The organism is Maribellus sp. CM-23, assembly GCF_021354595.1.
Lineage (GTDB): Bacteria > Bacteroidota > Bacteroidia > Bacteroidales > Prolixibacteraceae > Draconibacterium.
This window is the reverse complement of record NZ_JADWYJ010000005.1, coordinates 182,434-201,384: the sequence shown is the minus strand read 5'-3', so window position 1 is coordinate 201,384 and position 18,951 is coordinate 182,434. Positions and strand designations below refer to the sequence as shown.

Below are 18,951 nucleotides of genomic sequence, written 5' to 3'. Positions count from 1 at the left end.
AGAACATGACTTTTAACAAAAGATATTTAAACTATTTAAGCGGAATCCTTCTATTTTCTGCACTGCTTTTCACTTCCTGTGAAGATCAATTAAGCACCGATCCCGAAGACAGGGTGGTTCCACAAACAGTTGATGACTATCATGCTGTTATGGTAGGAGGGTTACCAAAGGTTTACCATGCCTTTACCGACCTGATGACCGATGATGTAATAGCCAAAAATTACACAACATTTAATAATCCAAGTGTATACTCTGAATGGAGTTTGGCATACCTGTGGATCGACCAGCGTGCTACCGATGAAGCCTCTTCGCCGGAGTATGCCTGGCGCTGGTATTATGCTGATATTTACAAACAAAACCTGGTAATTGCCAATGTAATGGATGCGGAAGGAGACAAAAACTTTGCTGCCTCTATTTTGGGGGAATCACTGCTTTTGCGTGCATATTCCTACTTTACACTGGTTAACCTTTTTGGGAAGCACTACGACCCGGCCACCGCAGAAACCGATTTAGGTGTTCCGGTTTTGCTGGAACCACTCGAAGCCGGATTTCATTACTTCAAAAGAAATACCGTAGCAGAAGTGTACGAACAGATTGAAAAGGACATGCTAAAAGGCCTTGAATTGATCAACGATGCGTATATTGAGAAACCAAAATTCCATTTCACCAAAGTTTCGGCCCTGGCTTTTGCCTCCCGTTTTTACCTGTATACAGGCGATTATCAAAAAACAATTGAATACAGTAACCAGTCTTGGGAAATCAATTCAACTTTGCTCGACCACAATGATTTTCCGAACAGCGACTTGGGAGAAGTTTTTGAACCACTGCCACATGCCAACAGTTACTTTACCGACGACCGGGAAAATGTACTACTGATTCGCCCCGGCTATTTTGCAGTAAACTACATGAGAAGTGGTTATTATGCTAATGAGTTTATGCGTATTTACGAATACCGTGATTTGAGGGGCAAACAAAATTTTTCTTTCACCAATACATCAATGCCCAACTACATAACACTAAAGTTATCGTTAAGCTATCAGCAGTTTAATTTCCCGCTGTTCCGGACCGAAGAGGTATTGCTAAACCGGGCAGAGGCTTATGCCAAACTGGGAGGCGACGACAACAAAGCTAATGCTATCCGCGATCTGAATACTCTTCGCCAAAAACGCTTTCATCCTGACTATTATGTCCCTTATCGATTCAGTGATTTTAGAACACAGCAGGATATGGTAGACGGAGTTTTACTGGAACGACGCAAAGAACTGTGTTACGAAGGACACCGTTGGTTCGACCTGAAACGTAACGGGGCACCTGAGATTGTACATTATTTTAACGGAGAGAAGTATGTCCTGGAACAAAACGACCTTCGCTACGTATTGCAGATACCCGACAACGAGTTGATAAACAACCCGGAAATAGAAAAAAACCCTAGATAATTTTGATCATGAAAAGAATATACTTAATCCTTTCTGTTTTTGCATTTGTCTTTCTGATAAGTGCCTGTAGCTCGGACGACACACTCGATATCGAGCCGTACGAATACCAACCTACGGATATTGATACCACCACTGCTCTTGGAAAAAAAATATACGAAATAGAACAGAAATACGACTCTAAGGTTATTTACAACTGGGATTCGCACTTTATTGGGAACAATGCCAACGCCTTTCCGCCTAAGGCAGAAAAAGTGTACGATTTTCTTTTGTTAATGGAAGAAATTTGGTTTAAACCCTATTATAACAATGAGTTTTTGCGTGAAAACCTTCCGCGCGAGATTGTTCTTATTGGAGGTTCTATCAACTACGGAGAAGAAAACGGCACCAGCATGAGCGCCGCCGGACAGGCCGATTCGCAGTATCGCATCAACATTGGATTGGTAAATAGTTTCGATCCTGACATGGATCCCGAAAGTTACTTTAGCTTCCGCTACGAAATGCAAAAAATACTACATCACGAATTTGCACACATCCTGAACCGCCGATACGGACTACCCAAGGGCTATAGCGATATAAGCAAAGGCTTGTACCTTAAAAACACCCATTTCTCGTCACTGGGCGGCTTGGAAGCTCTGAACCGGGGATTTATTCGCCCCTATGGAGCTGTAAACGAAATGGAAGATTTTGCCACGCTTTCTGAAATTGCAGTAACACGTTCGGAAGAAACAGCCCTGTATAGCCTTTTTAGGATTGTGAATGAAGCTGGAAACGGCTATGACTACATTGGTATTACCGACTTTGAAAAGGTGCATCAGAAATACAAGCTTTTAATAGAGTATTACAACAACCTGGGAATCGATGTCCAACGCATTGGAAACGAGATGGAACAATGGATAATCGAGTACGCCGAGGAACACGATTTATAAAGGGATAACTTTCAGTACATCATTAAGATATAATTGAACATGAATAAATTCAAAATGAGAGAAATTATTAAACTATCAATACTGTTGCTGCTGGGGATTACTGTACTAAGTGGGTGCGACGACTCTCCGTATAACCCTTTCCCCGAGGATCGGTTGACAGCAGAAGAGCACGAACTAAAGATTACTGAGATCCTTACCGGTTCAGAGTATGGCTGGAAGTTTGTTTTAAAACCAGACGGAGACGACGTTGGAGGATTTAATACGGTTGTAAAGTTTAACAACGACGGCACCTGTGAAATGGCCGGCGATTATTACGAGTACAACTACGCTTTCGGCACCAAGCCTTTCGATGCAACAAAAAAACAAAGCAATATTCGTTATGAAGTAAAACACGTTAGCAATTTCGAATTGTCGTTCGAGACCTACTGTTTTATACACAAGCTCTATGAACTGAATTACAGCTCTACATTCCAGTACCAGATAGAAAGCTATTCGGAGGACGAAATCGTTCTTAGCGACGGTCGCTCAAAAATGGTAATGACTCCTGCCTCCAATGCATCGTGGGATATAACCAAATACATGTTGTCGGAACTAAAGTTCAAGGAATTTGTCGATAATACGATCTTGTTTAACTACCTGCACAAAGGCCAAGCGCCCCAACTCCAACTGAGTCTGGGATTTTACAACCGATCTATTGGTTTTTATTATTACGATGAAGAGGGTAAGCTAAAGTCACAGACAATAGGTTTTTACTATACCGAAGATGGCATAAAACTCACACGTCCTCTCGCCGTGCCCGGAATGGAAGCCTTTAGTACCATTACCTTCGGAGAATTAACAGAGGGCGAAGGCATTTCGAAAGTACTGAACGTAAGCCTCGACAATGGCAGTGAATCGGCCTTTTACTCAACTGTACGTACGATGGTACCTGTCGACGACGGGATCGAACATTTCCTGAAAGTAAACGGCATCAGTCTGGCAAAAGGCGGACGATTCTGGAGCTCAAGACCCCAGTTCGAAGGTGGCTTCCGTTACGGAGATGTTATCACCTATTTCGGGCTTGAAAACAATCCCTATTTCAGCGATTTTAGTATCTACCTGGGGTATTATAATCCAAAACTAAATGATACCTACAACTTTTTCAGTTTTGTGTTTAAAGGAGATGGCTTTGAATCTTTCTTCGACGTTTATTTCACTTATGAAACAACAGGAAGCGACCAGATTGCATTCAGCCTGGACTCAGAAAAAGGTAACGGCGGTTATTCCAGTTACATCCCTGACGAGATCAGACAAGAGATAGAAGGCATGGTTAATAAAATGACTCAGCCCGAAGGTTACACCCTGGTTTCTAATCCATATGCAAATTCAGTTGACGGAAGTTTGTCCCTCTACATTGTAGATAATAAAGACGAAGGTTTTATGTACATGCGAACCGGAACCCTTCATTAAGTCACCCCAGTTATGGATCATTATATGAGTAAACTGAATATTAACTAAAATACAATTTCAAGCGTATGAAGAAATTATTACTACTTTTTGCTTTGTTTGCAACGCTGAATGTTGTTGCACAGGTAAGAGAACCCTTTGCTCCGGCCGGATCGTCCTGGAAATATTGGTATGCTGATGAATTCACTACCGGATATATTAATGTAATTGTGCTTACCGACACCGTTTCGATAACCGGTGTGATTAACGGCACCACAGATACTATTACCGTAAATTGCTCGGAGATTTATACTCCCCGGGGATTTTGGGTTGGCCCCGAGGCAAGACCGCAAGAAGAGCCATTACCTGAAGAATACAAGAAGGGAAATGCCCGTTATATGTTTAAAGAAGGAAACAAAGCGTACATCTACGACAAGTACGACCAAACCTTTTATAAACTGATTGACATGGATGCGCAACCCGGCGACCAGTGGGAAATGTCGCTGTTTAACGGAACCATTGCCAATGATTTTTCGCACTACGAATTTACGCAAGATACCACACAAGGTGTTCCGGTAGAACTTTTGCCTTATTACCGTTATAATACGTCGGTGTGTATCACCGATCTAAACTGGGCCTGTAACCTTGGAAATGCAAAGTTCCAACAATTTCTGATTAACAACGGGATCACACAGGAACAAATCGATGTCTGGGAGGCTGAAGCCAGTTGTGTGACTACCGGAACGGTTGATGCAGGGATGGAACACGAGCTTTACTCCAAAGCGACCAACCTGTTAACATCAAAGGGATACGCATGGACCGATTCGACCTGGGCCTGTGATTTTAAATATTACAACGATTATGTAGCCAAATGGGGGTATACAGAAGTATCGTACACCGAAAAAAATACGATTTTCGCATTATGCGATGCCCCACTTGCTACGCTCACAGAGTCTTTCCCTATGCCTGAAGAGATTGTAAAGCTTTGGGCGAAATCGGATCATTACGAAGCAAATGACGGAATTTCTCCCAACTACAATTTTAAACTGATTACCAGATACAACTGGCCCGCGCATGTTACGGGTTTTACCATGGAAAATGAAATGCAGAAGCCGGTTGAGGAAGGTGGTCTTGGACTCACAGCAGAACAAATTGACACTGCCTATACCCAATATTCAAATATTGTATATGTTGATCGTCTGGTACCCGGGGAAGTAGATCTTATTGAAGTTACCGAGAAAAAAACCATTGATGTAAACGGTGAACAAATTCCTGTTGTGGTAATGGGGCCGGCTTGCGAAAGCCTGCTCAACTCGAAAGCTTTACGCTCAGAAGTAAGTCTTAACGGTGCATTTAACATCGACTTTTTTAACCTGGTATCAGAACCATGGCCAATTTGGTTGGAAAGTGGTTCCAGCTATGAAATTTATTACTTTGGGTTGTTGTGTGCACAAAATGGTGAAAAATCATTGGAAACCCCTGCCCTGACAAAATACTTCGAAAACGGCCTTAAGGATAAATTTGATGCAGGTAATATTTCGTGCGGCGAGATTGAAGCTCCAAAATTCGGTGTTTCTGACACTACTACCAATAAATCGGCAAGCATATTCGTAGGCGACAATCCTTTTGGAGCGATCAGTAGTACAGGCAATTATTCGTTGAAAAATGGGGCCGTCGTTAGTGAACCTGATTCTGTATTTATTGTGAATACAGTAGTTCATGTAATCCACAATGAGAGTAACCCTGAAGGCAAGATATCAGAAACACAGATAAAGGAAATGCTCGATGCCATCAACAGTGCGCTACTGGGGACCAACGACCAGTCGGGTGTTAATGACGATTTTACTTCGGTGATTGGCATTCCCGGAATTAAATTGAAACTGGCAACTCTGACACCCGACAATGTAGCAACCAACGGTATTGTATACCATACCACCACCGAAGATTACTTTAGCGTAGGCACTGGCACAGCGCCTGAAGAAAAGTATGCATTTAAATTCGACGATGTTGGCCGCCCTTACAACTGGGACCACAAACGTTACCTGAACATTTATATTGCCGACTTTAACGGTAAAAACAACGGACAGGTTGGGGGTTTTGTTACCAATCCGGAACCAACAGGTACCAATGATCCACTTTACAATGCCTGGCTCGAAAGCAACGACAGTACATTCTGGAAAAGCTGGCTCGACTCGGAAGACAGCGATGCTTCTGTTCTTGACGGTTTAAGCCTGGATTACTACAATACATTTATGGCTACCGAACTAACACCGGATATCAAGTATAAAACAGCTATCCACGAGTTAGGACACTATTTTGGGTTAAAACACACGTTTGCCCTGGTGGTTGAAAAAACAGTCTATATGCCGTTCCCAGTAAAAGTAGAAACCTTGTATGGCGATAATTTCGATGATACTCCGGAACAGTACTACAAAACCATGGTGTACGACAATTGCCAGCGTGAATTGTACCAATGTGGTAACCTGATCCAGATCAATAACTTTATGGATTACTCGTTGCCGTGTGCCTGTATGTTTACCGAACAACAGGCTGCTTACATGCAAAACTTTACAGAAGCATTGCGCCCGGGAATATTTGTTAAAAAAGATTACGGAACTGTAACCGGAATTGAAGATATACCTGCCCTTAACTTCGATGTATGTCCGAACCCTACAAGTGGAATCGTAAATGTGAGCATTATGGACAATAAACCTTTTAGTGTTTATGTTGCCACGTCGCAGGGACAAATTATTGATGTGATTGAAAATGCCTACCACCAGACAGAAATCAACCTGGAAGGACTGCCTTCGGGCATTTATTTCCTCCGGATTGTTTCTGAAGGTAAAATTACGTCATCCAAAGTAGTGAAACAGTAATAGTTTTAGTTTTTAATAGCTCAGAAAGGAGGCTCGCTACGGGGTCTCCTTTTTTTATGAAAGCGTGTCTACTCTTTCATTCAGTTATAACAATCTTCTGATCTTTCCCTGCTGGCGAATACCCTTCTTATACTCAAATATAAATCTGAAAAAAAACAAGAAAATAAGAAATAGTGAATAAGGAATAACAAATAAAAAAGTGTCGAATCTGAGTTATCAGCATTCCGTTTCCACATCGGATAACGTTAAAAGCTCACCGGGATTAAAGCTTCCACAAAGGGATTCTATAGTTTTTTAATGCGTTCAATCAGTTCGCTGGTCGAGATGCCTTCCACCAGGTCCAGCCGCTCTACTTTTCCGCCGTTATTTAGTACCGTATCGTGGCCGGCAATTTCTTCAACCTCGTATTGGGCGCCTTTTACCAGCACATCGGGAATGATCTCCGCGATAATCTCTGCCGGTGTTTCCTCGTTAAAAATGATGACCGCATCCACACACTCGAAAGCTGCCAACACCGCTGCACGCTCCATTTCCTTTAAAATAGGGCGGTTTTCTCCTTTCAGCATTCGCACCGACTCGTCGGAGTTCAGCCCCACAATCAGCTTGGTACCAAGGGCAGCCGATTCCTGCAACGAATCCACATGTCCGTGATGGATCAGGTCGAAACAACCGTTGGTAAAAACAATGGTGTGGTTGCTCCCTTTCCATATTTGCAACAGCGGCGAAAAAGAAGCAAAGTCTCTGAATATTTTTGATTGCGTCATTAAATTCATAGGAATCAAAAATAACCATAATTCAAATGCCCGGCAATAAAAAACCTCGCTGTTACAAAACCCGCGAGGTTGCTTATATTTTCCCATGTAGCCGTTGCCTCACTATCAGTTATTCTCGCAGTGAGGCGACGACTTTTCTAAATCTTATACAAGGCTATTGGTTTCGGTATCGGGAAAAACAAGGCTGGGCTTAAAGGTTTTGGCTTCCTCAAAGTCCATAATTCCGTATGAAATAATGATCACCACATCGCCTACAGCTACTTTGCGCGCTGCAGGGCCATTTAAACAAATGGTACCCGAACCGCGCTCACCTTTAATTACATAGGTCTCGAGTCGTTCGCCATTGTTGATGTTTACCACCTGCACTTTTTCGTTTTCAATCAGGTTGGCTGCATCCATCAGATCCTCGTCGATAGTAATACTGCCCACGTATTGCAGGTTGGCCTCGGTAACGGTTACTTTATGAATTTTTGATTTACAAACTTCAATTTGCATGGCTTTGCCTTTCTAGTTAAAAACAATGTTGTCGATCAGTCTGATCTTTCCGCAATAAACAGCAATGCACCCCACTTTTATGGAATTGTCATCCCAACTCTTTACCGGTTGCAATTGCTCGTCGTCCACTATTTCAAAATACTCCACTTCCAGAAACGGGTTGTTGTTTACTTCGCTTATCACCCATTCTGCAAGTTCTCTTACGTTTTTTTGTCCGCGAAGTTCTTTGGCCTTGAAAAGCGTTTTTGAAATCGCCACTGCGTTCTCGCGCTGCTCACTGGTTAGCAACTCGTTGCGCGAGCTCATAGCCAGACCACCTGGTTCACGAACAATGGCGCAAGGTACAATTTCGACCGGAAGTTGCAGCTGCTTTACCATGTTTTTTATGATGGCAAGTTGCTGAAAGTCTTTCAGCCCGAAATATGCTTTGGCAGGTTTTACCAACTCAAACAAGCGGCTTACCACCTGGGCAACCCCGTTAAAATGTCCCGGGCGAAACCGTCCTTCCATCACCTTTTCAAGGTCTCCAAAATTAAATTTCCGGGTATCTTTCTCGGGATAGATTTCGTGCACCGGCGGTGCAAAAACAATACTGCATCCGGTGGGTTCGAGCAACGCCAAATCGGCTTCCAAAGTACGCGGATAACGCTCCAGATCTTTGGGGTCGTTAAACTGGGTAGGGTTTACAAAAATGCTCACCACAACCACTTTGTTCTCAGCCACTGCCTGTTTTACAAGCGACAAATGTCCCTGGTGCAAAGCACCCATGGTTGGAACAAATCCCGGGCCCTGTTCATGGCCCGCTTTCATTAGTTCCTGTTGCAGATCTTCTACTGTCCTTACGAGTTTCATACCCCTCAATTTGCGGCTGCAAAGTAAACAAATATAATTGTGAAAATACCACAATTTTAAAGCAGAGTAACTGAACCTAACCCACTTAAATTGATTAATTGGTTTATTTTTATTAATTTTGCCCCCTGTTTTTAACTGCACTATAGGTTGATGGAAAAGAAAAGAATCCTTTATATCTCACAAGAAATAACACCTTACTTACCAGAAAGCGAAATGTCGGAAACAGCCCGGTATTTGCCGCAAGGTGTTCAGGAAAGAGGCAGAGAGATCAGAACATTTATGCCCCGTTATGGCTGTGTAAACGAGCGTCGTAACCAGCTCCACGAAGTAATCCGTTTATCCGGAATGAACCTTGTTATTAACGATACCGATCATCCGCTAATCATAAAAGTGGCATCGATTCAGGCGGCACGGATGCAGGTATATTTTATCGACAACGAAGACTATTTCCAGCGAAAATCGGTCCTCAAGGATGATAAAGGAAACGAATTTGAAGACAACGACGAACGTGCCGTTTTCTTTGCCCGCGGCGTACTCGAAACTGTAATTAAGCTGCGCTGGGCGCCCGACATTATTCACTGTCACGGGTGGTTAACCTCGCTGGTTCCGCTGTACATTAAAAAATACTATTACAACGACCCGCTTTTTAGCCAGTCGAAAGTAGTGTATTCGGTTTACGACGACGATTTCAAAAAAACACTCGACCCGCGCTTTAACGAAAAGCTGCTGCTCGAAGGTATTACCAAAGAAGATGTGGAGGCGATCAACGACCCAACTTTCTTTAATGTAAGCAAACTCGCCATCGATTATTCGGATGCTGCCATTCAGGGAACGGCCAGCATTAACAGCGATGTCAAGGATTACATCAAACAATCGGGTAAATTATTTTTGGATTATCACCCCAGAGAAACTTACATTGATGCCTATAACGAGTTTTACGACAAGGTTTAGCATCAAAACTTTGTTAAAAGATCAAAATAAATTTTAAAATCTTCATTTAAGCAATGATTGCCGAAATGCTCTCGTTGTTTTTTCATACGTTTGTGTGATTGAAGAGAAAACAGAAAAACATACTAATTAAAATCGGAAATTACGTGAGAAAACATATCCACCAGGTACTTCGTTTCGGAACCGGATTCCTGTTCCTTGTTTTTGCATTTACTGCCTGTAACGATAAAAACGATCTGGGACTTGAGCTGCTTCCCGGTGAAGATCTGATCAATGTAAAAAGTGTAGTAGTAAAGAGCGATATTTCGGCTTTTACTTTTACCGAAGACAGCATTGTAACAAGTGAACACTCCACCAACCTGTTGGGAAGTATCAACGACGAGGTTTTTGGAAACACCACCGTTAGCTTTGCATCGCAGTTCAGGCTTACTTCGTATCCCGATTTTGGCAGCAACCCGGAGGCCGACTCTACCTTTTTGTTTCTGTATTACAGAATTATTTACGGAGACACAGTTACCCCGCAAAATCTGAAAGTTTACGAACTGACAGAGCCTTTGAATCCGGACATTGAGTACACCCAGGAAACCGATTTGAAAATGATGGCTTCCAACAGCCTGTTGGGAGAACTCACTTTTACACCTAAAGTGGAACTGGATTCTGCCTCGCAGGACACGCTGTACCAGTACCTGAAAATTCCGATCGACAACGCACTTGGAAATAGAATTGTAACGGCTGACTCGCTTGACTTATCAACCAACGCGGCTTTTCTTAGCCTCTTTAAAGGCTTGTATGTTGAAGCCGAAAAACTGGCAGCGTCGGCAAGCGGAACCCTGCTTTCGATTGAAACAGTGCCAACGTCCACGTTCAACGGATCGGTACTCGCGGTTTATTACAACAACGACGAGAACAAACACAAATACGAAGTGGACACACTCACTCCGGATACGCTTTCAAGGGTTTTCAGAATTACGCAGTACAGTGCCAGGGTTAGTAACATTACGCACGACTATTCAGGTACTGCTTTTGAAAGCAGCCTGGATCAGGAAGAAGAGCAACAGGAACACATCTATATTCAGCCTACAGGCGGATTAAAATCAAAGATCTTTATTGATAATCTTCTGCAATGGCAAGACTCAACCAAAACTGCTATTAACAAAGCAGAGCTGGTTTTCCAGATCGATACCATTGCCAGCAAAAAGGATAAATATGCGCCGCCTTCGCGGTTAATACTTACCTACGTTGATAAAAACGGAGATGAAAAGCTCCCCGTTGACGCCGGCTTTAATTCGTTTTATTTTGATGGTTATTTACGAAGCGATTACACCTACCATTTTAATATTACGCAGCACTTACAAAGGATTATTGATATAACTGACCCGGAACATGATGATTATGTTGGCAACCAGGGATTTTACCTGACAACCGGGCGTCGCCCCGATTTTGCCAACCGCGTAGTACTTCACGGGGCCGATCAAACAGACGGAATAAAGCTGGTCATCACTTATTCGAAATACTTGCAATAGCAAAGATAAAAGACACAAAAAGGGCGGATCAAAAAGAATGATCCGCCCTTTTTTATGCTTGTCAGTTTGCGTTACTTCGTGGTAATCTTAACAATGGTGATTTCATTGTTTTTATCATCTCTTTTTACATCGATGGTTTTGATATCCAGCTTTTTCAAGTCCTTTATTTTATCGGCATCCACCTTTTTGCCGTTCAGATAATAAACCGTGCTGTCACCCGGGTAATTCAGAAAAATAGGTTCGCGCTGGTATCTCTCGGCCATTTCACGGTACCTTTCGGCCACTTCCATCTCTCTTTGTGCCTGTCTTTCTGTCCGTTCCTGGATACGTTTTACCTGCTCTTCCGAAAGTTCCACCTGCCGCTCGGCCATTTCGCGGGCGCGGGCTTCTATCACTTCCATCCTGCCTTGGTCGAAATATTCAGAAGCACCGGTTCCGTATAAATAATACGAACTCTTATTGTCAATTTTATTGAGGTTCTCCAGTCCCCGTATATTCAGGGCAGAGCTCAAAGAAGCCACATTCGCCAGATCAATATCTCCGTCCAGCTCCACCAGCGAAGTCACCGCCGACGAGTTGGTGATTAACACGAGCGAACTGATCTTGTCGTTCTCTTTCTTCAGGTAAACCTTCACATCTTCGCCCATTCGCTTTTCGGTTTTCAGCAAAGTAAATCCGCCTCCTTTGTAGTGGTTCAGCAATTCACCGTGCAACACCTCCAGACTCTCGTTTTTGGGCTTTTCACTTTTGTTGACGCCCGTACTTAAGGCTTCCATTCCCAACCCTATCTTACTTTGCGAAACCACCATAATCCTGTCCAGCTTTTTCAGGGCAGCCGCCACTTCCGACGTTTCATCCAGCTTTTTTCGTTTCAGGTAAAGATCAAACATATCACTGGTCAGCATGCTGGCACTAAAACCGTCATTATCGGCATATTTCCCGGTGAGGGTTTCAAAAAACCGCTGCGTATCCTGCGCCTGAACACCTGCTGAAAGCAACAGCACAAACGCTATTAAAATCAATCGTTTCATTGCTTTATTTTTTAATTTATTATTCTATTTTGTTGGCAACCGGACCTGCAGTACCCAGTTTGCATTTTCTAATTAATAACGATCTCCACATCGTCGTCCACCCAAAGTACCAGCATTTGTTTTTGCTCTTCGGGCTGGAGGCTCTCTGAAACCTGGAGCAAGGCCTGCTCCATCATCCGAAAGTCGTTTTCCATTTTACTGATCCGTTTATTCCGGACATCCAGGAAAACTGTCAGTACAATTAAAATAACCGCCGCCGCTGACCCCATGCTTGTCAGGCGTCTTATTTTAAACGACCGGGTCCTCCGTTTTTCAACAGCTCTCATTAGTTCTTCTTCCAAACCATCGGGCAAAACGGCCTCTTGTCCGAAAAAGTCCAGCATATCCTGTTCTGCATCCGGCAATTCATTTCCCGGTGCGAGTTGTTTTAATTCCCGCTCTTCATCCAGCGATGATTCTCCTCTATAATATTTCTCCAACAGTTCTTCTCGTCTGGTCATAATCGTACATTTTTTCAACTTCTTCTTTCACTTTCTGGCGTGCCCTCGAAAGGATTACCCTCACGTAGGACACTTCAAATCCGGTCATCTCACTGATCTCCTCAAACTCCATCCCATCAATGTCGCGCAGCTGAATAACGGTCCGGTACTTTTCCGGCAATACATCAATGGCTTTCCGCACATGCGAATAACGTTCCCGGGTTTCCATTCCGCTGTCCTCATCCCGCAAATCCCTGATCTTCTGTTCCTCTTTCTCGCCTATTCGTAATGGCCGTTTCTTTTTTAGAAGATCAAAGCTGTGGTTCTTAGCAATGGTTATAATGTAGGCAGAAGGATTCGAGCAATTTTGCAGTTCGTTCCTCTTGTTCCACAATTTCACCATCAGATCCTGCAATGCATCGCGCGTTTCTTCCTCATCTTTCAAAATTCGGAAAAGCATCGGATACAACTTCCGGGAAAATGGAATCACCGTATTTTTAAACTCTTCGGACGTCATCTGCTACATTTGACGATTGATCTTTCAATTTATAACAAACCTTACTTAATTTTCAGAAATAATTTAACCATCTGCGGTTAAACCTTTATCGCGGTTCCCGTTCAAATGCTTATTTTTGCCCCCTCAAAAATGACACTGGTCCAATTCATAACGTTTTTACTGATCGGCATCGGGCTAAGTTTCGATTCTTTTGCCGTATCAGTCTCCTGCGGATTGCTGCGACGTGAAATTCAATTTTTGCAGGCATGCAAAGTAGCGGCTTCACTGGCTTTCTTCCAGGCGCTTTTCCCGCTGTTGGGTTGGTTTATCGGAAGTGCCGTCGAAAATATACTTAAATCAGTCGATCACTGGATCGCGTTTGGTTTGCTGGCGGCTATCGGTGGTAAAATGATTTTTGAAGGAATCAGGGAAAACGGTTCGCTTAACAACCTCGACCCGTTTAAAATGAGTGTACTGATCGGGCTTTCCGTCGCCACCAGTATCGATGCTTTTGTGGTAGGAATCAGTTACGGCTTCCTTGAGATCCCCATTTTTCTTCCTGTTTTGGTGATTGGAGCGGTTACTTTCATTGCGTCCATGCTGGGAATGCTTTTCGGAAAATACATTCCTGCCAAACGCAGCCATCAGTCCATTATCCTGGGAGGGATCATTTTAATTCTAATGGGATTCAAAATTCTGGCTGAACACCTTTGGTTCTAAGGATCAATTCGTCTGACTTTCAGCGTCACCTCGTAATCTTCCTGCTCTATCTCGCGTGAAATATCGGGATAAGGACTCACATTCACCAGTTCAATTTCGTAATTCTGCACCGTATCTTTTGGCTGACGGACTGTGCTCAGCACCAGTTCCTGTATATTCTGTGTCCTGACGTACAAATAAACGGTAGCCTCCCCTTCCCAAATACAAACAACGCCGGTGGGACAACGCGAATCACTCACATGTTCCACACCAATGCTCAACCCGTGATCCATAGAAGCGTATTCTTCCTGAAGCACAAAACGCTGCCCGCTGTCCAACTGAAAAACATGATCGTCGTCTCCTGAACTACATGCCGAAAACACCAGCATCCCCATTAAAACCAACTCCCGGATTTTCATTGTTCTCAAATTTTACTGATTCAATCGTTTCTACGCATTGCTTTTGTTACCTGCCTCTGCATTAAAAAGACGCAATTTTAACAAAAATGGTTGCGTTTGCATTTCGCTACTTTCTATTCAGGTTTTGCTGAAAAAAAACTTACTTTCACACTACCAAAAAGGGACTGACATATGCCGAGGATAAGGGTAACCAAGCGTTTTGATTTTGAAATGGCCCATGCACTTTTAGCTTACAACGGAGTTTGCAAAAACGTTCATGGCCATACGTACGAACTGGAAGTGACATTGATAGGTGATGCCAAAAACGAGCCCGGTCATCCGGAAGACGGGATGGTAATGGATTTCGGACAGCTAAAAAACATCGTCAATACAAAAATCATTCAGGTTTTTGATCACGCACTGGTCATCAACGCACTTACCCCGGCACCTCAGAAAGAAGCATTGGCTCTGACTACCGAACGCCTCACCGTGCTCGGTTTTCAACCCACTTCCGAAAACCTGGTCACTTATTTTGCAGGTATTCTTCAACAAGAAATCCCTTCAAACGTTTCACTATTTAGCCTGCGGCTTTACGAAACCAAAACTTCGTTTGCCGAATGGTTTGCATCCGATAATCAGTAAAATCTCGAATTATGCCCGAAACAGGTCAGCAAAAACTTTTTCTTTTAGATGCGTATGCATTGATTTACCGCAGTTATTTTGCCTTTATCCGTAATCCTCGTTTTAACTCCAAAGGATTAAATACTTCGGCAATGCTGGGCGTTACCAACACCATTGTGCAACTTTTCGAGAAGGAGAACCCTGATTACATCGGAGTAGTTTTTGATGTTTCTGCGCCTACTTTCCGGCACGAGATGTACAAGGAATACAAGGCCAACCGCGAGGAAATGCCAGAAGACCTGCGTAAATCGATCCCCTACATTCGCCGGATTATTGAAGCGTTCAATATTCCTATCATCGAAAAAGAAGGTTTTGAGGCGGATGATGTGATTGGAACTCTCGCCAAAAAAGCGGAAAAGGATGGTTTTATCACTTACATGATGACACCCGACAAAGACTATGCACAGCTGGTTTCGGAACATGTGGTGATGTACAAACCCGGGAAAGCGGGTGGCGATGCCGAAGTGTGGGGACTTGACGAGGTAAAGGAAAATTATGGCATTGAACGGGCCGAACAGATGATCGATATCCTGGGACTGATGGGCGACACCGCCGACAACATTCCTGGCTGCCCCGGAATTGGTCCCAAAACAGCACAAAAACTGATTGGCGATTTTGGCAGCATCGATGGTATTTACCAAAACACCGACAAACTTAAAGGCAAGCAAAAGGAAAACCTGATTGAGCATGAAGAGCAGGTTCGCCTCTCAAGAATACTGGCTACGATTATTACCGATGTTCCGATTGAGTTTGAAAAAGAAAAGCTGATTCGAGAAGAGCCGCACGCCGAAGACCTGAAAAAGCTGTTTGAAGAACTGGAATTTAAAGCGTTAATCACCAGGCTGAACCTCGGAGAAGCCCCGCCGGCTGTGGAAACCGCTTTCCAGGGAACGCTTTTTGGCGCCCCGGAAGTAGCTGTTCAGGAAAGCAAAAACACAGAAAACATTGATTCGGTTCCTCATCAGTATTATCTGGTGGAAAACGAAATGCAACGTGCCAGTTTGCGTGCCGAATTATCGGTGCAAAAGGAATTTTGTTTCGACACCGAAACCACCGGTTTAGATACCCACACCGCCGAAATTGTGTGTATGTCGTTTGCATTTCGCACACACGAAGCGTATTGCGTAACCATTCCGAAAGACAAAAAAGCGGCACAAAAGATTATGGATGAATTCCGTGAAGTTTTTGCTGATGAAAATGTGATGAAAATAGGGCAGAACATCAAGTACGACATCCTGATCCTGAGCAACTACGGAGTTGAAGTAAAAGGAAAACTTTACGATACTATGTTGGCTCATTACCTGATTCAGCCAGATATGAAACACAACCTGGATCAGCTTTGCCTTCAGTACCTGAACTATGAAAAAGTGCCTACCGAACATCTTATCGGGAAAAAAGGAAAAAACCAGATTACAATGCGATCGGTTCCTGTTGACAAGCTGCGCGATTACGCCTGCGAGGATGCCGACCTTACTTTTCAGCTGAAACTTGCTATCGATCCGGATCTTGACAAGGCGGGTGTTCGGGACTTGTTCGAAACCATTGAAATGCCGTTGGTACCAGTGTTGGCCAGCATGGAAAATGCAGGTGTGAAACTAAACTCGGAAGAGTTAAATCAATACGCCGTGGTGTTGCGCGAGCAAATCATTGAGCTCGAAAAAGAAATTATTGAGCTGGCGGGAGAGGAATTCAACGTTTCATCGCCCAAACAGCTGGGGCCGATTTTGTTTGAAAAATTAAAGATCGACACCAACGTAAAGAAAACAAAGACCAAGCAATATTCCACTTCTGAAGATGTGTTGATCCGCCTGGTAGACCGCCACCCGATCGTTCAGAGAATACTGGATTTCCGTGGCTTGAAAAAGCTGCTTTCGACTTATGTAGAAGCTTTGCCCTTGCTGGTGAACAAGAAAACCGGTAAGATACACACGTCGTACAACCAGGCCATTGCAGCAACGGGACGATTGAGTTCGGTGAATCCCAACCTTCAGAATATTCCGATTCGCGATGATAGCGGGCGCGAAATTCGAAAAGCTTTTATTCCTTCGGACGATGAGCATACTTTCCTTTCTGCCGACTACTCGCAAATTGAACTTCGGGTGATGGCAGCGCTTAGCGGCGACGAGGAGATGCAACGTGCTTTCCGCGAAAACAAAGACATTCACTCCATTACTGCGGCTAAAATTTACCAGGTGTCCGAAGACAAGGTAGACTCCGACATGCGTAGAAAAGCCAAAACCGCCAACTTTGGTATCATCTACGGAATTTCGGCTTTCGGGCTTTCGCAGCGGCTGAACATCCCGCGAACAGAAGCCAAAGAACTGATTGACGGGTACTTTGAGAATTTTCCAAAAATCAGGGAATTCATGGACAAGCAGATCAAACTGGCGCAAGACATGGGCTATGTGGAAACCATTAAAGGCCGCCGCAGGTATTTGAGCGACATTAACTCGGCCAATGCAGTAGTACGTGGAATGGCCGAGCGAAATGCGATCAATGCCCCGATCCAGGGTTCGGCAGCAGACATTATCAAAATTGCGATGATCAACATTCACCGCGAAATGAAAAAGCAAAAGCTTCAGTCAAAAATGATCCTGCAAGTACACGACGAATTGAACTTCGACGTTGTAAAGCCCGAACTCGAAGCCATGAAGAAGCTGGTAAAAGAAGGGATGGAAAATGCGGTAAACATTGGAGTCCCGTTGATTGTTGAAATGAATGCAGCCGAAAACTGGCTGGATGCACATTAGTCAGGATCAATAAAATACCGGCACTCAGCATGATCTATGATATTGTAACTGAAGATGACTACAGGGACGCCCTCAATCGCTTTCTTCAAATTTGTGAAGCTCCCAAAAGCGAGGACGAGGTGAAAGAAATGTTTTTACTTATGACCCTGATGGAAAAATACGAACGCGAAAATTGTTCGTTCAGTTAAGTGTGTTGTTTTCCGAAAACAGTGCTTCATTGTTGAGAATACTTCCGGCTTCGGCTTTAAACAGTGCCAGATTTTTCGATTTTTTAATCCGTTTAAAAGCTTTGGCCTGTGTTTCAAAGTGGTAACTGAAATAGATCCAGAACTGCTGCATTTTATTCAGCACATTTCCCGGGTTGTCGGTTGTTGCCTCGTATTCTGCCACCATCTTTTGATGAAAGAGCACTAACGCGGCTCGTTTTGCCTCCCCGGTCCACTGAATACCTTTCATTTCTGAAGGTAAAAAAGCATTCATCAGCACTCCTCTGCCCAGCATCCAGTTGCTGATAGGCGCAAACTGCTTTTCCCGCCGGTGAAAATCTTCCAACGTAAAAATATCACCGTTGTATGCCAGCGGATGCCTGAGGTTTGTAATCGTAAAATCCACTGCCGTATCAATCGTTTCGCCTTTGTAAAGCTGACGGGCAATACGTGGGTGCAGAATCACCTCTTTTAACGGAAACTCATTCAGCACCGGAACGATCCGCTCAATTTCATCCGAAGCATCCAGCCCTGCACGAAGTTTTACCGACAAGGCACTGTCAAAACGCTGAAAATATGTATTCAGAATGCGGTAAACCTGTTCGGGTTGCGGCAAAAGTCCGGCGCCTCTTCCCCGTTTGGTCACCATCGGGTACGGACATCCCATGTTCAGGTTAATTTCCGAGTAACCGCGACTCAGCAAGGTTTCCGCCAAAAAACAGGTTTCGTCTTCATCTTTACCCAGAATCTGAGGAACAACGCGGCTTTGCAGGTTATTCTGCGGAAGAATTTCACGCTCGTACTTTTTTAAAACCACCTCGCTCTGAACGGTGATGTACGGAATAAAAAAAGCATCGATGCCCTGAAAAACTTCGGCATATACTTTCCGGTAAACAAAGTCGGTAAAACCTTGCAAAGGTGCCAGGTAAATCATAGATCATCACTTGAATAAGAGCG

18 protein-coding genes are annotated in these 18,951 nt (G+C 43.7%); 10 read left to right on the top strand and 8 right to left on the bottom strand.

Features of this window, described 5'->3' with window-relative positions; translation table 11 throughout:
- The first annotated feature begins 5 nt into the window (after window positions 1-5).
- From INQ51_RS17280 to INQ51_RS17265, 4 genes are all read left to right on the top strand, one after another.
- A complete protein-coding gene (locus tag INQ51_RS17280) occupies window positions 6-1,436 on the top strand; it encodes a RagB/SusD family nutrient uptake outer membrane protein (RefSeq protein ID WP_233379201.1) in 1,431 nt (476 codons plus the stop codon).
- An 8-nt stretch (window positions 1,437-1,444) separates the two neighbouring features.
- Complete coding sequence (locus INQ51_RS17275) at window positions 1,445-2,362, top strand: putative zinc-binding metallopeptidase (RefSeq protein ID WP_233379200.1); 918 nt, start codon at window positions 1,445-1,447, stop codon at window positions 2,360-2,362.
- 54 nt (window positions 2,363-2,416) lie between these two features.
- Window positions 2,417-3,811: a DUF4302 domain-containing protein gene (locus INQ51_RS17270; protein ID WP_233379199.1), complete on the top strand. Its 1,395-nt coding sequence runs from the start codon at window positions 2,417-2,419 to the stop codon at window positions 3,809-3,811.
- Between the two features lie 65 nt (window positions 3,812-3,876).
- Entirely contained in the window at window positions 3,877-6,663 is a 2,787-nt protein-coding gene (locus INQ51_RS17265; protein ID WP_233379198.1) for a zinc-dependent metalloprotease, read from the top strand.
- A 284-nt stretch (window positions 6,664-6,947) separates the two neighbouring features.
- Here the strand turns inward: INQ51_RS17265 and rfaE2 are convergent, their stop codons facing one another.
- The 3 genes from rfaE2 to panC all read right to left on the bottom strand — a co-directional run bounded on the left by rfaE2 (window position 6,948) and on the right by panC (window position 8,783).
- Entirely contained in the window at window positions 6,948-7,427 is a 480-nt protein-coding gene (gene rfaE2 / locus INQ51_RS17260) for a D-glycero-beta-D-manno-heptose 1-phosphate adenylyltransferase (RefSeq protein ID WP_233379197.1), read from the bottom strand.
- Window positions 7,428-7,580: 153 nt separating this feature from the next.
- A complete protein-coding gene (panD, locus tag INQ51_RS17255) occupies window positions 7,581-7,931 on the bottom strand; it encodes an aspartate 1-decarboxylase (protein WP_119436545.1) in 351 nt (116 codons plus the stop codon).
- A gap of 12 nt (window positions 7,932-7,943) precedes the next feature.
- Window positions 7,944-8,783 carry a pantoate--beta-alanine ligase gene (gene panC / locus INQ51_RS17250; protein WP_233379196.1) on the bottom strand — a complete coding sequence of 280 codons (840 nt, stop codon included), beginning with the start codon at window positions 8,781-8,783 and terminating at the stop codon, window positions 7,944-7,946.
- Window positions 8,784-8,933: 150 nt separating this feature from the next.
- Between panC and INQ51_RS17245 the strand changes: the two genes are divergently transcribed.
- A complete protein-coding gene (locus INQ51_RS17245) occupies window positions 8,934-9,734 on the top strand; it encodes a glycogen/starch synthase (RefSeq protein ID WP_119436543.1) in 801 nt (266 codons plus the stop codon).
- Between the two features lie 143 nt (window positions 9,735-9,877).
- Window positions 9,878-11,254 (top strand): DUF4270 domain-containing protein, encoded by a 1,377-nt coding sequence (locus INQ51_RS17240; RefSeq protein ID WP_233379195.1) that lies wholly within the window; start codon window positions 9,878-9,880, stop codon window positions 11,252-11,254.
- Window positions 11,255-11,325: 71 nt separating this feature from the next.
- Here the strand turns inward: INQ51_RS17240 and INQ51_RS17235 are convergent, their stop codons facing one another.
- The 3 genes from INQ51_RS17235 to INQ51_RS17225 form a co-directional block, all read right to left on the bottom strand.
- Window positions 11,326-12,285 carry a DUF4252 domain-containing protein gene (locus tag INQ51_RS17235; protein WP_233379194.1) on the bottom strand — a complete coding sequence of 320 codons (960 nt, stop codon included), beginning with the start codon at window positions 12,283-12,285 and terminating at the stop codon, window positions 11,326-11,328.
- Between the two features lie 68 nt (window positions 12,286-12,353).
- Window positions 12,354-12,785: a hypothetical protein gene (locus tag INQ51_RS17230; RefSeq protein WP_233379193.1), complete on the bottom strand. Its 432-nt coding sequence runs from the start codon at window positions 12,783-12,785 to the stop codon at window positions 12,354-12,356.
- Window positions 12,748-13,281, bottom strand: a complete 534-nt coding sequence (locus INQ51_RS17225; protein ID WP_233379192.1) for an RNA polymerase sigma factor — start codon at window positions 13,279-13,281, stop codon at window positions 12,748-12,750. The genes INQ51_RS17230 and INQ51_RS17225 overlap by 38 nt, the downstream gene beginning before the upstream one ends.
- Window positions 13,282-13,410: 129 nt before the next feature.
- Here INQ51_RS17225 and INQ51_RS17220 point away from each other — a divergent pair, with 129 nt between their 5' ends.
- Complete coding sequence (locus INQ51_RS17220; RefSeq protein WP_233379191.1) at window positions 13,411-13,980, top strand: manganese efflux pump MntP family protein; 570 nt, start codon at window positions 13,411-13,413, stop codon at window positions 13,978-13,980.
- Here INQ51_RS17220 and INQ51_RS17215 read toward each other — a convergent pair.
- A complete protein-coding gene (locus tag INQ51_RS17215; RefSeq protein ID WP_233379190.1) occupies window positions 13,977-14,378 on the bottom strand; it encodes a hypothetical protein in 402 nt (133 codons plus the stop codon). The genes INQ51_RS17220 and INQ51_RS17215 overlap by 4 nt on opposite strands.
- 171 nt (window positions 14,379-14,549) lie before the next feature.
- Here INQ51_RS17215 and INQ51_RS17210 point away from each other — a divergent pair, with 171 nt between their 5' ends.
- The 3 genes from INQ51_RS17210 to INQ51_RS17200 are packed head-to-tail and all read left to right on the top strand — an operon-like array spanning window position 14,550 to window position 17,976.
- Window positions 14,550-14,999, top strand: coding sequence for a 6-pyruvoyl trahydropterin synthase family protein (locus INQ51_RS17210; RefSeq protein WP_233379189.1), 450 nt, complete (start codon window positions 14,550-14,552; stop codon window positions 14,997-14,999).
- A gap of 11 nt (window positions 15,000-15,010) precedes the next feature.
- The gene (gene polA, locus INQ51_RS17205; RefSeq protein WP_233379188.1) at window positions 15,011-17,788 is read left to right on the top strand and encodes a DNA polymerase I; all 2,778 of its coding nucleotides are present in this window, start codon (window positions 15,011-15,013) and stop codon (window positions 17,786-17,788) included.
- A 29-nt stretch (window positions 17,789-17,817) separates the two neighbouring features.
- Complete coding sequence (locus INQ51_RS17200) at window positions 17,818-17,976, top strand: hypothetical protein (RefSeq protein ID WP_233379187.1); 159 nt, start codon at window positions 17,818-17,820, stop codon at window positions 17,974-17,976.
- On the opposite strand, the gene INQ51_RS17195 is transcribed toward INQ51_RS17200, so the two are convergent.
- On the bottom strand, window positions 17,969-18,928 hold the full coding sequence (locus INQ51_RS17195) for a tRNA dihydrouridine synthase (protein ID WP_233379186.1): 960 nt from the start codon (window positions 18,926-18,928) through the stop codon (window positions 17,969-17,971). The genes INQ51_RS17200 and INQ51_RS17195 overlap by 8 nt on opposite strands.
- Window positions 18,929-18,951 lie beyond the last annotated feature (23 nt).